The sequence below is a fragment of the Pasteuria ramosa genome (assembly GCF_056496785.1).
Genome location: NZ_CP143099.1, coordinates 1,422,169 through 1,437,023, shown reverse-complemented (window position 1 = coordinate 1,437,023; position 14,855 = coordinate 1,422,169). Strand labels below are relative to the sequence as shown.

The following is a 14,855-nucleotide window of genomic DNA, read 5'->3' as shown; positions in this document are numbered from 1 at the left end:
GCTTAGTTGAAATAAATAAATAAATTAATTCTAAGTACACAAGATTTTAATTTCCAATCTGCTAGTTTCGACATATCTGTTGGTTTAATAACCGGATTAATAAATATATTATCTATGTACAATGGTTTTAATTCGGTCAAATCAACTATTTTTAGATTAGAAAATTTAAATAAAAGCTTTATTTAAAATAAATCTTACTTAAGGCGATAACAGGGAAATGAAATCTAAATTATATATGAAAAATTCTAAAAAAATATTTATAAGTATAACTATTATAATAGCTTTTTCTAACTTAAATTTATCTAATGCTGGAAAAACTACCAAAATATCATCAACGACCACTAGAACTTCAAGTCCAGTTGTTATAAAAATGCATTTATCGCATGTAATTCAAGAAATTTCAAAAAATCCATCGAATAGCTCAATGGCGAGTATTTCTAGAGGGAATTTTTCTAGAATTGATAAACTTCGTAATTACTCATCAAAATCTGATTTAAAGTCAACAACTTCAGTAGCTAATGCAGAAGGATCATCAGTATCTTTAAAGCGAAAAATTTTTAATTTTATAAATAATTCTTTTAAGCTATTGAGTGAAAAAATTAAAGATTATAAACCAAAAACAAAAGCTTTCCCTGTCAAAAGTCCTACTATTTCACCAAGTGCGATAGAATCTACCCCTAGTTCAAACTTCGCATTGGTTAGTGATATGGTTATTTATTATTATTTTTAAAATTTAATTTAAAGATTAAAATCAAAAAATAATACCTGTTATATTTTTTGATTTATACATAATATTACTAATAAATTCAGATTTATTTTTTTATGATATGTTTTGGTTTAAATCCCAATATATTTTATTTTTTGTATTTTAAAAATATGCGTAACTATTATTATAGTTTTTAGTGAATTAAATAGATTAGTTTTAGCTATGATTTAATTTTGATTCCATAATTTTTGCTTTTCTTCGCGAGGCATCATATCAAATATTTTGATTATAAAAAAATTCTAAAAAATAAATTTAAATTTTATAAGTAATGTGATAATCACGGAATAATAAATAGACCTTTATGCTTGTCAATAATAATCATAATAATAATATTCTTTCTTATGGATATGAAATTTATCTATAGCAAGGTTTTGATTACTAAAACCGGTGGTTTCAAGTGTGTTTTTCATGTGATAATCACGGAATAATAAATAGACCTTTATGCTTGTCAATAATAATCATAATAATAATATTCTGTTGTATGGATATGAAATTTATCTATATCTATAGAAAGGTTTTGATTACTAAAACCGGTGATTTCAAGTGTGTTTTTCAATGGTAATGCAATTTTAGGGCAAGGGAATTGAATTTTACAGGGACTTGTGTCTAGTATTTAATGAAGGGTTTATTTAAGACAAAAAAGATATACGATAAAGTGTCGCATAATGTACCAGATATGACATCTCTGATTAATATTAATCGTTCTGATGTCCTAATAATCGCTGATATTGCTATGGAGTGATTAGAACTTAGGGTATAGATCAAATTATTTAAATGTACCTAATTTACTCAAAATCAAAGAAAAGAGTGGTATAGTGTCTTATCCAAACATTCCGAATATTACACCAGTAATTAATATAGATCGTCAGGATTCAATTAAACTAATGATTGCTGCTTTAGCGATGGAAGAATTAGGACTTAGCCACATTAGTTTGTAATATGAAAAATAGTTATAACTGTACATATCCAAAAAAATTAGAACATAATTTTTGCTTTTTGGCAAGTACAGTTAAAATAAATGAAAATCTTATTGGATGAAGCGATTGAACGATATCATGGAAATGTTCGAAAATATTTCTTGCATATATACCCTTTATGTGGCTAAGAGTGTACAGTAAAAACAAGATATATCACATGTATATATCGCATCCAATAGGTTAAAAAACATCAAGATATTACAAAAAATGATTAAAAACGAATTCTCTAAATGTTAGCGGTTGATAACAACAACTACAAGGCTATAGGGAATAGTTAGCTAAGATGATTTATCGAAATCGATTTAATGTGAGATTAAGAAACATCGAATATAAAAAATCTTTACTAGCTTAAAGCCGTATGTATTGTAAAATGCTCGTGCGGTTTATAAGGGGTCAAAAACTACCTTGTATTTTAAATACCGAAGGTGAAGGGCGACACGTTATTGGATAAGTATAAGTAATACGAAACCAATCGTTTTATTATTTATAGTATTTATATAAAATCAAAAGACAATAGAAAAAGCAATAATGAAAAAATAAAAAACAAAAAAATAAAAAAATCAGAAAGAAAAAATACTGATAATTGAGATTTTTTAAAAAAGATATCATTTGTTTAAATATTAGCCTAATATCAAAATAATCGTTAATCAAAAAAATGAAATGACAATAAAAATGGATAATATTTAAATATTATAAATAATAAAAAAGAATTAAAGTGTAACAATATACCTGTTAGCATATTTACTGTATTTTTAAAAACAAAAAAATAAAGACATTGTTTTTAGGTTCTACCTTAGTTTTAAGAACAAAAAAATAAAATCATTGTTTTGTTCTAAAGATGAATTTTTTTGCAAGTACAGCATGAACTTAAAAATTCCGTTAAATATAATTTTTGCTTTTTTGCAAGAGCAGGGATAATGTTAAAAGCCAGGTATAAATAAAAAAACAAATATCATCTAGGGCAAGCTATTATGCGAAGAGGCTAAAAACGGTATATGTTTGTAACTTATTTTCACCAAGTTACTGACTAGTATATAGAAAAATAGAAAAATTTTATTTACTAAATACCTAACTCTGCCTAAGGATGACAAGATAAATTACACTTTGAAACGTGGTAATTAGTTTATTTGAATTTAATAACTTAATAAATAAAAATCAATAAATAAGTTAATTAAAAATAATAAATAAAAAAATTAATAAAAATTAAAATAAACTAAGAAAGCAACACCATCTTATGTAAGAAAGTATTTAAACATACTTAACAAATAGATGTTATTAAAAAACGCCATATGAAATGAAGGGCGACACGTTCTTCCTTTAATATTATTTTTATATATATCCTTAATAGATATTTGTATATATATTCTTAATAGATATTTGTAATAGATATTTATATAAAAATAATATTAAATAGCCTAGCTATTAATTAAAAAACTTAATTTTAGCTTTGAACTAAATGATTAAGGTATATTATTTTATACCTCCTGTTAACTGTTTGCATTTTTATGTAAAATGAACAATGTAAAGAGCCGGTTCAATAGGAAAAGTATATGTTATTAAAGGCAAGGGTTTAAAATAAGATGGATATTGTTAAGTACTAACTTTCATTTAGGAACAATATTATATAAATTTTATTTATTTAAATTAATAACGAACAATTTATATAATTTTATCTTATTTAACAAAAAATGCCTATTGATAATAAAAGATGTTTAAATCATTTGGAACGTGGAAAACAATAGTGGTGATGATTGAAATTAATGAAAACTATAAAAAATATAAAAAAATAGATATAAAGAATGGTTTTTATTAATGATTTGCATTTACAGTAAAAATAGATATAAATAAAAAATAATTAAAATAGAAACACATTTACCACTATTGTGTGAGTGAAAATCATCTTACCTAGGATACAAACTGTTTAGGGATAGGTTTTCGGTAACTTTAAGTTACTTTGTGCTAAGTGAGATGAAAGTCTCTTGCTTAGTACATAAGCAGTATATGCTAATAGTTTCCTGTATGGTGTGTTGCAATAAACTTGCTATAAACTACAATATCTACTCGGTACTTTACCAGGTGTAACTAATCCTAATCCACCGACGATTAATGAATTAATTGCTATTAATAAAAATATCCAAACAAACATGGACGCTATTGTTAGACAAGAACAAGCAATTGGATCGAATTTAGGTTATGTTTTAGATGAATTAAATACACTTTCTATCGGGCCAACAGGGCCAACAGGGCCAACAGGTATAACAGGTCCAATAGGACCACAAGGACCTATTGGATCAAGGGGTCCAACGGGAGCAACAGGCCCAACAGGTCTAATGGGTCCAACAGGTGAAACCGGTGATATTGGACCACAAGGGCCACAAGGTCCGCAAGGTTTAATAGGACCACAAGGGCCACAAGGTGCTTCATTTACAGGACCTCAGGGCCCACAAGGACTACAAGGAAACACAGGTATAACGGGTCCACAAGGACCACCTGGCCCACAAGGTAATACAGGACTAAGCCCTGTAGGAGCACAAGGAATAACAGGACCAACAGGACCAGCAGGCGCAAATATTACAGGAATAACAGGACCAACAGGCGTAACAGGCATAACCGTTGATGGCCCAAGAGGCCAACAAGGACCCACAGGTGATACTGGGCCAACAGGAACAACAGGAACAACAGGAGCAACTGGTACTTCTTTTGCTGTATTCAATGTCTATGGTTCTTGTTGGAATTATGATGTAAACACACCAGATAACGGACCCATCACAAATGCCCAAGGATATGTATATTTAGCTGAAAATAATCTTTTAAATACAACATATACAACAGGTATGACAATGTCAGCTGATTTAACAACTTTAACGTTTACAAAACCAGGAGTATATCTTGTCTGGTATACCGTAGGTTACCTTATTTCCCAAACAACAAATATTGCCAATCTTAACTTTGGTATGTTTCAAATCTTAATAAACAACACACCACTTCCTGGGAGCACACTATATGCTACCTACCATGCTAACTCTGTTTATAATCGCACAAACGGTAAAGCTTCACAAAAAATGTTAATAAATATCGCAGCAAATACCACCTTACGAATCCAAACACTTTTAAGCACATATATAGCATCTAGATATTTTAATGCAATTCTTTCAGTTCAACAAATAGGATAATTTTTAATTATATGGGAAGAAGATTAAGTTTTTGATTCTGATAAAACTGGAGCTCTTATTATCACATATATAATTGAGTAATGAACAAATACTAAATTATTATGAAAAAAGATGGGATAGGAAAACTTCGCCAAAAATTAATTTGCAACACATAAAGTTTAATATATCTTTAATAAAAAATCAGCTAATTTTAAATTATGTCATTAATAATAACTATATTAATATTTATGGTCAAGTCCATAGTATAAAAGGAGCCATGGACTTGTCCAGAAATCAATGTGAAGGGTGTTTAATGGTCTAATCAAAAGTACTAAAAGCCATGATAAAGGTTATTTTTGTGTTTAAATTCCATGAATAGTGTTAAAATATAAAAAAACGAAGATTTTTGTTTTAGATATTTTATTAATAGGTTTAATTTGTCATTTTTGTAGTTATAAACAATGAAATTCTATTAAAAGCACCTAATTAATACATATGTAAATTGTCGGAATTTTGAATTTTACTAATTAGCTTGCTTTTTTATCTTCTTTAACTTCTTGGAATTTCCCTAAAGCTAGGTGAGCATTAAACATTGCGCATATTAAATCAAATTGTTCTGGAAATTTTTTAGGATTATTACGATATCTATTAGAAATAATCTTAAATCTTTTTAACCAACCTATAACCCTTTCTACCAATGATCTTTTACGAGAAATTTTTTGATTATACTCCTTTTGTTCTGGGGTCAAATCCTTCAACTTACTTCTTTTATATGGTAAAATAACGTATAGAAATAGCTTTTGTAAGCCCTGAAAGCCTAAATCAGCGATTAAAGTCGCATATTTAGATAACCATGGAATGTACGAATCTTTAAAAAGCTTGAAATCATGTACACTCCCGGGTGAAAAATTGGTGTAGCCAATAACAGCTGTTTCAGCACAAATTGCAAGGAAAGACTTCATTGTAGGGTACTTTTTTCTACCGGATTCATATTTTTTATTATCTTTTTTTGGTCTTTCTATGCGAACTTCAGTACAATCGAAGATAAACATACCAAATATGATAGATGAAAAATATGGACTCTGATTTGTAGGATATCTTTTAGATAATACTTTCTTGGCGATACCTTGTATCTTTTTTATGATGTTATTAACAGTGCTTTTACTAATACTAAAAATTTGCGCAATTATTCTATTAGTAAGCCCAAGAAAAAAATTATGAAAAAATAAGTATACTTGATTTTCGGGGTCAAGGATATTGTGCCTCCCAGCCCTTTTTTTGGTCTTTAAATCTATTTTTCTAACTCTATTAACTATTTTTTTGAAGATTATTTTATCTACGCCGACAGCAGACATAAATTTATCTTCATCAAATGCTGCTATTTTGGAATATTCCATATTTAAGTATTTAACTTTAGATTCATACATATATGCTCAATCCTCTCTTTTAGATATCAAATTTTATAGTAGTATATATATAAAAAAAACACAATGTTATGTTGACATTGTGTTTTTTTAGACATAAACTATAATGTTAAATTTAAAAATATAGAAATAGATAAAATGATTTTATATAAACTTAGTTTTTTTGTCACAAACTTAAAACCATTAATAAAATATATTAATTTTGATATATTTTATTAATATTCAAACAATTAAAACATTAGTATTTATATATCTTGAAAAATATATAAAAGGTCGCTTTATTTATTTTAAGCTTTTTTAATAAAATTTTAAAATTGACAATAACTACCAATAATCTGCACTAATCGGATATATTAGTATTCTTGGACAAGTCCTAAGTAATATTTATTATCTTTTTATTTAATCTTAAGAATAATAATAATTATATTACTATATTACATTAATATTTAATAAAATTATCAAAAAATAGCCATCGTAGTTTCAATTTACATTAATGGGTTATAATTGATTCATAAACACATCTTTACATTATGAAATACGATTAATATAACTCAGGATTGTGTATCGCCATAAAAATCAAAAAAGGAGTTTTTAATTTATGAATAAAGACCTCATTAAAGGTCTGCAAGAAGACCTTAAAGCAGAGTTAACAGATGTTCATTACTACATGTATTGCGCATCTGTTATTACAGGTATAGGCGCACTTACTTTAAAACCACTTTTTTTAACAGAATCGCAAGAAGAAATGGGACACGCACAATATTTAGCGGAAAAAATCAAATTATTAGGCGAAGAACCTCAGTTTGAAACTGATAAAATAAAACATACAGATTGTGCGCGTACTATGCTAGAAACAATGCAAAAAATGGAAGAAGAAACAATTACAAGATACCAACATCGTATTAAACAAGCCTCTGAATCACAAGATTTTGAGCTTAAATTTAAGTTAGAAGAATTTTTGGCTGATGAATCCAGACATCGCGATAGTATGCGTATGCTGCTAGCGGGGAAAGGTTTCTAAAAAATCACTAATTAATATAACGATAAAATATAAATTAAAATAAAAAACAAAATAAAAAACAAAATAAAAATTAAAAAATATCTCACCTAAATTCATGAGATATTTTTTAATTTTAAATAAAATCTTTAATTTTAAAACAGATAAACAAATCCACAAACTTCCCTGAGCTTGTCCAATAACCCATGTTAAATAGTTTTTAAGAACCGAATTTAATGCATAAAAAACTATGATAATGGCTATTTTTGTGTTTAAATTACACCATTACTAATCGGCTATATTAATATTTCTGGACAAGCCCCATATAGCATGGGTATTTTAATAGGGCCTACAGGACCAACAGGACCAACAGGACCAACAGGTTATCCAGGTGGCCCACAAGGTATAATTGGTCCTCCTGGGGAAGATAGTTTAGGTGTAACAGGCCTGCAAGGACCAACAGGTGCGCAAGGGCCCCAAGGCGCACAAGGAACCACAGGAGCCATGGGGTTAGTAGGACCAGAAGGACCAATAGGGTTGTCCATAACAGGCGTACAGGGAGTACAAGGTGATACAGGGGCAACTGGGCCAACCGGGATCCAAGGTCTAACAGGTAATATGGGTAATATCATATTTGTCCAAGGATTACAAGGTCCACCAGGCCCAACAGGTACTGCTGGTTTAAGTATAACAGGCCCAACAGGACCACAAGGATCCGCGGTTATTGGCTTAACAGGTCCCCAAGGATTTTTAGGCTCTATTGGTTTAAAAGGAGCAACTGGGCCAACTGGTGCCACTGGCGCACCTTACCTATCAAACGAAGTTGCCTACTTTGCACAAATCATGACAAATAGTACTCAGTTTACTGTTATTAGTGGTAGTAATAATGCTCAATTTAATTATCAAATAAATAACAGTACTAGTATTTCTTTATTAGTAGCAGATCCAACAAAAATCAAATTACAACCAGGTGGCTATTTAATTAGCGCTGGGGGTATAACTAATATGAGCTTTACTAGCGTCTATACATCACCACTTGGAGTAGTTGCTATAGGTAAAGATCAGAAGTTTAATTTGTTACCTAGTTGTGTATATTTTATTAGTTTATATTCTGGTTCCGCTGGGGCTGCGTGTAAGGGCGCGCAATGGGTTAATGCAGAGTACACATGTATTTTTTCATCACCGCAGGATATACTATTGGTTTTTTCATATGATAGAAATTTAATCTCTGTCAATAATCCTAATATTCAAACTGTGTTACCATTTAGTCCTGTAGCTAGTTATATGCTGATAAGAAAGATAAGCTAAGTTTTTGTGTCTTTATTCAGAAAATTCATAATAGAAGGAGATATTAAAAGATGTCACAAGCAAATATACCAGGAATATCTCCGCAAATATCAGTTGATCAAGAAAGTGTTTTAAGTTTATTGTTAGCTTCAACGGCTTTAAATGAGTTAGGTTTGAGTCATTTGTTGAATGCTGAAGCTGAGAAGATGCAGTATGTATTAGGTACTTTGTCAGGTGTGAGTAATAATAATCCGCCACCTACTGTTAATGATTTGTTAGCTATAGGTAAAAGTATAACATCTATTTTAAAAAATGCAGGTTGTAAGAGTGCTGCGTTAAGGACACAAACAAATTATGCGCTTAATACATTTTCTGTTCAAGGTCCAACAGGGCCAATTGGTGTAACAGGACCGGTTGGACCAGCTACAGGACCAACCGGTCCAACAGGAATTACAGGTTTGTCAATTACTGGTCCAACAGGCCCTGCTGGTAATATGGGACCGGTGGGTTATCAAGGATTATATGGCCCTATGGGGCCAACGGGGCCAACAGGTCCGACTGGACCAGATGGTATGTCTGTTACAGGACGTACTGGTATACAAGGTTTTCAAGGACCTATGGGGCCAATGGGTCTTACCGGAGCACAAGGTCCAATAGGTACCACAACAGCAACAGGTCCAACAGGTCCCACAGGTGTAACAGGAATTACAGGAATTACGGGAATTACGGGAAATATTGGACCAACACCTTCCAACTTTGTCCTTGGAGCAGGATCCTTTGGTTATATAGCAACAGCACCTATTCAATTTCCCATAGATCAACCTATACCATTAGATTCTTTTACAAACAACATATATGGCACCGGTATTTCCTTAACAGCACCAGACACAATTACGGTATCCCCCGGTATGTATACCATTGATTTTGGTATAATAAGCAACGCAGTAAGTCAAACATATCATATTGCAGCGTGTCAATTATTAACCAATGGTCAACCTTTATTAGGAAGCTTTATATTCAGTAGCCCGCAAGATAATAGTGGTAGTTTTAATAGCAATATTGCTGAATGGATATATGGAGCCGTATTATTACCAGCCACAATAACAACGACTATACAACTAATACCTAAAATATCACCTTTAGATTTTCAAACAGATACAGCTGTTGTTAACTTAGCTTTGAGCGGAGGTTATACGCCTACTTTAGCTAATTTGACTGTTACTAAAATTGCTTAGTTCAGAAAATATAGAATTATCGATAAATATATAAATAATTTTATCTATTTTTAATATTTTTAAATTTAATAAGGAATATCATCAAAAATTTCTTGTAAAAGATCACTGGCAGATAATAGCGCAAACACAACAATATTAAATATCATTGTTGTGTTTGCGCTATTATATTTATATGAATTATTAAAATAGGAAATAAATATGTTAAAAGTTAAAAGTTAAAAGTTAAAAGTTAAAAGTTAAAAGTTAAAAGTTAAAAGAGATATGCCATATGTTACAATCTTTCTTTGAAAAAAATATATGCACAGTATATAAAAGAGCTTTCTTGAAAATAGTAGAAAAAGTTAGACAACTTTCATCTTTAAAGACCATAAAAAAGTGACAGAAAAACAACACTAGATTCCAAAAATAAAATATTGTTGTTTTTCTGTATAGACCGAGTAATGTACACGATTTCAATCTTTACATAAATTCACGTATTTCAACTTCAAGAAAGATGTAATATTGAAAAGAGTAGTTTCTTCGTTATACTAACTATCTAAACAGTTTTCTAATATTATCGCAATTTTCTTCAAGAGCTAGTTAATAATGATGATTATCTTCTAATGCCAGGGGCAAATAATAAGTTATCATCTGATCGTTTAAAGAAGATGACAGGGAATTTGCGTTTGAAATATATAGATAATTTGATTGAAAAATCTAAAATTGATAAAGATATATTCAGATTAGAGGATGTATGATCTAAAATTCAAAGTTTTTACGACGATGCTAATTTTTGTAAAGAACATGATTTATGTGCTAATACCATTGCAACTAAAGCATCTTCAATTATTAAAACTAATTTAAAAATGCATTTATCAAAATTTAAGGATATAGTTACTAAAGATACACCTGTTATGAAAAATTATTGTTTGATTTTTTTAATGATTTATTGGACCTCTTTAAACAAAATGATCCTGAATTTAAAAATTATTATGATTCTTCAAAAAAAACAGAATATTTACAGACATTGTTTTCTTATGTTGGTTCTATAAATTTTAAAAATTATTCACATTTAATTAGTTATATAGAGTCTGATACAAAACTATTTTAAAATATGTTTCAAAGAGATTTTAAAGATGCGTTGAAAAATAGTAAAAATTATATAAAAAATTTCGATTTGCAAATTATAAATTAGAAAGAAATTCATTCATTTTTATAAAGCAAGCTACCGTGGATGGAAATTATTGATTATTGTACTTTACTAATGTCTTTGTAGATATATTAAATACTTATGCGGGGTTAATTGTCATATTTAATATATAAAAGTATATTTTATTTTAATTCTTTTTAGATATAAATACACCTAGTATTACATTTATTTCTTCTTTGGACACTAGTTTAGTTTTAAATAAAAATTTTAAGTATAGAAACATACTAATAAATATTATTATTAATAACTGTATCCCTAAGGGAATCCATGGGGCTTGATTTATTATAAGTCCACTTATATGAGTTATTATGTATGTTAAAATAGAAATAAATATAATGGATCTTATTTTAAGTATGTTTATTTTAAATTTAGGTATATTTTTTAATGTATCTATTAAGTGTAAACCAAACACAAATACCATGAATGAAGATAAAGCTATTGCTGCACCTATAAGGCTGAGTTTTAGATATCCTATAAATAAACAGATTAAAACTATTTTCAATATAATTCCTATGAGCCAATTACGTAAGGTTAAATTGGCTTTACCTAGTGCTTGTAAAACTGCTGTAAGAGGATTAGATAGGTAGTATGCAAAGCCATAAGGTAAAGCCATGATTTTTAATAATAAGCTCATATGTTCAATATCTTTATTAGGGTATAAAAACATAGCGATAGGTTCAGATAACGCTGCTATGATAATAAATATAGGTAATCCTAAGATAAATGCTAATCTTAAAGCTTGTTTAATTAATTTTACCTTTTCTTTAAGAATCTGTACTTCACTTATAGCAGGTATTAAAGATGTATAAATAGCAGATGATATGATTAAAGCCGGTGTCATTAATGTTAATGATGTGGCTGAAATTAACCCATTGATGGTATTAGTTTGATACATACTAAACAAGGATAACAATAACATTTGCTCTATTATAAATGGTTCTATAAAATATGATATCCTCTTTAATGTAATCACAACACTTATGGGTAAAGACATTTTACCTATTTCTTTATAAAAATTCTTTTTTTCTTTGATTTTTTTTATTTTAAGAGAAAAAAAGGCTTGTTTTAACGACCAATTATATTGTTTATTGTATCTTTGGAATTTAGAATGTAAATAAAATAAACTAATTATTTCACCTAAGATAGTGCTAAAAATCAGGCCAATAACAGCTACCTCTGTTCCATACATGTAATATAAGGTATATGTTAAGCCAAGCGATGTTATCAAGCGTATTATTTGCTCAATAAGTTGTGATCTAGCAAATATAGCTATGTTTATACCTTGGAAATATCCACGATAAATATATAAAATAGGCGTAATCAGGATAGTTATAAGGCATAAGCAAGCAAATGGTAATAATTCATAACTATATCTTTTCATAATTCCAAAAACAGTTATAAAAATCAAAGCAATCATTGCGCCTAAAATTCCTAGTCCTAAGGTAACAGATAATGCATGATGAATTTTAATATGTTGATCATATTTCCCCTTTATATTAGCTACATACTTAGCTAAAGAAGGTATTAAACCAATACCTATAATTGCTGTTAAAATGATAAAGATAGGTGATAACTTACGATGTAAACCTAAACCCTCCATACCCAGTAAATGTGGTACAAAATAGATCAGAATTATATTTTCCACTAACTTGTTACTTAATCCTACCCACGCTAAAATTGTCGAGTTGCGGAGAAACAAAGAATTCTTTTTTCGAATCTGTAAACGCGATTCTTCGTTTGATTTTAGTTCATTTGATGACATATACAAGCTCCTATTAGACTAATTTTATTCCTATAAAACCGATTTGTTTTTAAGGTAAGCTGAATAAAAAAAGTGTTTATATCTTTAATATCAAAAATATAGCAAAAACACAACAATATTAAATATCATTGTTGTGTTTTTGCTATATTAAACTTTATATGAACTAGGAAAATAGGAAATAAATATGTTATATTTTAAACGTTAAAAAAAGATATGCAGTATGCTAAAATATTTCCTTCGCTTGTTCTCTTACTACGACAAAAAATATACCTGTAGAAAGAGTTAGACAATTTTTTCTTTAACAAGCAATGAAAAAGGGGTAAAAAACAATACTAGATGCCAAGAATCCAATATTTTTGTTTTTCTGTATGCACCTAGTATTTTATATGATTTTGCTCTTTACACCTATCCTAATATCAGGAAGAGCTACATCTCACTTAAATATTAGAAAGATATACATTGTTAGATGATCATGATTTTCAACATTTAAAATTCTATCACTTGTATGCCTATCATACCGTATCAAAAAAGCAAATACAATATTTTAAAGCAGCGTAAAAGAAGTATAACAAAATTTTATCCCAAGAATGGACTTTGATAAATGATAGATAAAAAACTAAAGAGTAAAGCTTTTATTTCAGATATGAAAAAATTTGTTACTGATTTATTCAATTAAAAGATGTCTGATTATCTTTTTCTTAATAATGAAAAAATAATCATATAGATTTAATATGATAAAAGTTATTATATACAGAACATTTGTCTTCGTTAGCTTGGTATTACAGCCGAAAACGTATTGTGAGTAGAAGTAAATATAGAAGCTAATTTTTTGTTTCATAAATAATAGTCAAAAACAATAATAGCCAAAAACCGTGACTGGTTTTTGGCTATTTAAGATTTTAATCTTAATACTTGTAATATCGATATGTTTTAATCGATTTAAAAACATTAATTTATAAATATTATTTTATATTTATAGCCAGTAAGTTTAAACTTTTGACAAATTTAGTTTTTTCAGACTATAATGTCAATATGTTTTCTTAATGTTAAATAAGAAATAGTTTGAGTTAATGAATTATAATCAGATCTAGGTAACAACCATTAACATCAGGAAGGGGGGTGCAGTAAAAAAGATCTTATCCTTCGAAACTAATAGCTAGAACAAGGCGAAAATACTTAAATATAGCAATCGAAAATATATTAATAACACAAAAAAATATATTAATAACACAAAAAAATATATTAATAACACAAAAAAATATATTAATAACACAAAACATGGGAGCCTTTATATGAAGAAAAAATATATCATGTCTGTCATTATACTTTCATCGTGGTTTTTAAATGCTCCTGGGTCTAACGCCGTTTTTGGTATTGGTAGTTGGTTTAGGCGAGCGCCGTCACCTCCTAGGTCTGCATTCGTACCTGGTGATATATCATCCCACTCGCCAAGTTTAACAGTACATCAAGCGAGAATTGGTTCACCCCAAAACCTGCCAGAACTGCTGCCCAGCTATAAGAGATCAGTTCATAATAATATACCGCCTAAAAATGGTCCTCCTCCTAGCTATGAACAGGCTGCTATAGATGCAGATGGATTAGATCGTTTAAAACCTATTAGCTATACAGCTTCACAGGAGTTTTATAAAAATTCATCTTTAATTTTAAGAAAGAAGTTTCCTGCCACTTCAGAAGGGCCCTATATGCCTTCTCTTACTTTAGAAGAGATACGTAGTGTATCGAAACCACCCCCGTATCAAAAATTTGCATCTAAAGAAATATCAAATCCTATAATAAATAGTTTTCAGCCGGCTGCTGATATTCTTAGCCTCCCAAGTAATCCTAGATTTATGAATGGATGGTCAGATGCAGGTCGTTTTGTCCGAAATCCAAGGGGGTATTTTAATGAGTATAGGCTAAGGCAAGATGATTATATACACAGGGGTAATTTATATATAAATGAACTTAATAGAGCTCAAGCTCAGATGCCCGCAGCTTTATCATCATTGCCAAATCCAAACAACCTTTAAATCCCAAAACAAAATTATCAGTTAAATTTAATGAAA

Annotated in this window: 10 protein-coding genes; 8 read left to right on the top strand and 2 right to left on the bottom strand. The window is 29.2% G+C overall.

Annotated elements, in window-relative coordinates; translation table 11 throughout:
• The first annotated feature begins 217 nt into the window (after positions 1-217).
• The 3 genes from VS182_RS06150 to VS182_RS06140 all read left to right on the top strand — a co-directional run bounded on the left by VS182_RS06150 (position 218) and on the right by VS182_RS06140 (position 4,916).
• On the top strand, positions 218-730 hold the full coding sequence (locus tag VS182_RS06150; RefSeq protein WP_479492491.1) for a hypothetical protein: 513 nt from the start codon (positions 218-220) through the stop codon (positions 728-730).
• Positions 731-1,382: 652 nt separating this feature from the next.
• Positions 1,383-1,508: a hypothetical protein gene (locus VS182_RS06145; RefSeq protein ID WP_479484179.1), complete on the top strand. Its 126-nt coding sequence runs from the start codon at positions 1,383-1,385 to the stop codon at positions 1,506-1,508.
• Positions 1,509-3,887: 2,379 nt separating this feature from the next.
• Positions 3,888-4,916 (top strand): BclA C-terminal domain-containing protein, encoded by a 1,029-nt coding sequence (locus VS182_RS06140; RefSeq protein WP_479492489.1) that lies wholly within the window; start codon positions 3,888-3,890, stop codon positions 4,914-4,916.
• Between the two features lie 506 nt (positions 4,917-5,422).
• Here VS182_RS06140 and VS182_RS06135 read toward each other — a convergent pair.
• On the bottom strand, positions 5,423-6,322 hold the full coding sequence (locus tag VS182_RS06135) for a transposase family protein (protein WP_479492488.1): 900 nt from the start codon (positions 6,320-6,322) through the stop codon (positions 5,423-5,425).
• 595 nt (positions 6,323-6,917) lie between these two features.
• Between VS182_RS06135 and VS182_RS06130 the strand changes: the two genes are divergently transcribed.
• From VS182_RS06130 to VS182_RS06115, 4 genes are all read left to right on the top strand, one after another.
• Complete coding sequence (locus VS182_RS06130; protein ID WP_479492487.1) at positions 6,918-7,340, top strand: ferritin-like domain-containing protein; 423 nt, start codon at positions 6,918-6,920, stop codon at positions 7,338-7,340.
• 306 nt (positions 7,341-7,646) lie between these two features.
• Positions 7,647-8,624: a hypothetical protein gene (locus VS182_RS06125; RefSeq protein WP_479484180.1), complete on the top strand. Its 978-nt coding sequence runs from the start codon at positions 7,647-7,649 to the stop codon at positions 8,622-8,624.
• A gap of 50 nt (positions 8,625-8,674) precedes the next feature.
• Positions 8,675-9,838, top strand: coding sequence for an alpha-helical endospore appendage domain-containing protein (locus tag VS182_RS06120; protein ID WP_479492486.1), 1,164 nt, complete (start codon positions 8,675-8,677; stop codon positions 9,836-9,838).
• A 602-nt stretch (positions 9,839-10,440) separates the two neighbouring features.
• Positions 10,441-10,575, top strand: a complete 135-nt coding sequence (locus tag VS182_RS06115; protein WP_479492485.1) for a hypothetical protein — start codon at positions 10,441-10,443, stop codon at positions 10,573-10,575.
• 579 nt (positions 10,576-11,154) lie between these two features.
• On the opposite strand, the gene VS182_RS06110 is transcribed toward VS182_RS06115, so the two are convergent.
• Positions 11,155-12,789: an oligosaccharide flippase family protein gene (locus VS182_RS06110; RefSeq protein ID WP_479484183.1), complete on the bottom strand. Its 1,635-nt coding sequence runs from the start codon at positions 12,787-12,789 to the stop codon at positions 11,155-11,157.
• Positions 12,790-14,081: 1,292 nt separating this feature from the next.
• Here VS182_RS06110 and VS182_RS06105 point away from each other — a divergent pair.
• Entirely contained in the window at positions 14,082-14,819 is a 738-nt protein-coding gene (locus VS182_RS06105) for a hypothetical protein (RefSeq protein ID WP_479492484.1), read from the top strand.
• Positions 14,820-14,855: the final 36 nt, after the last annotated feature.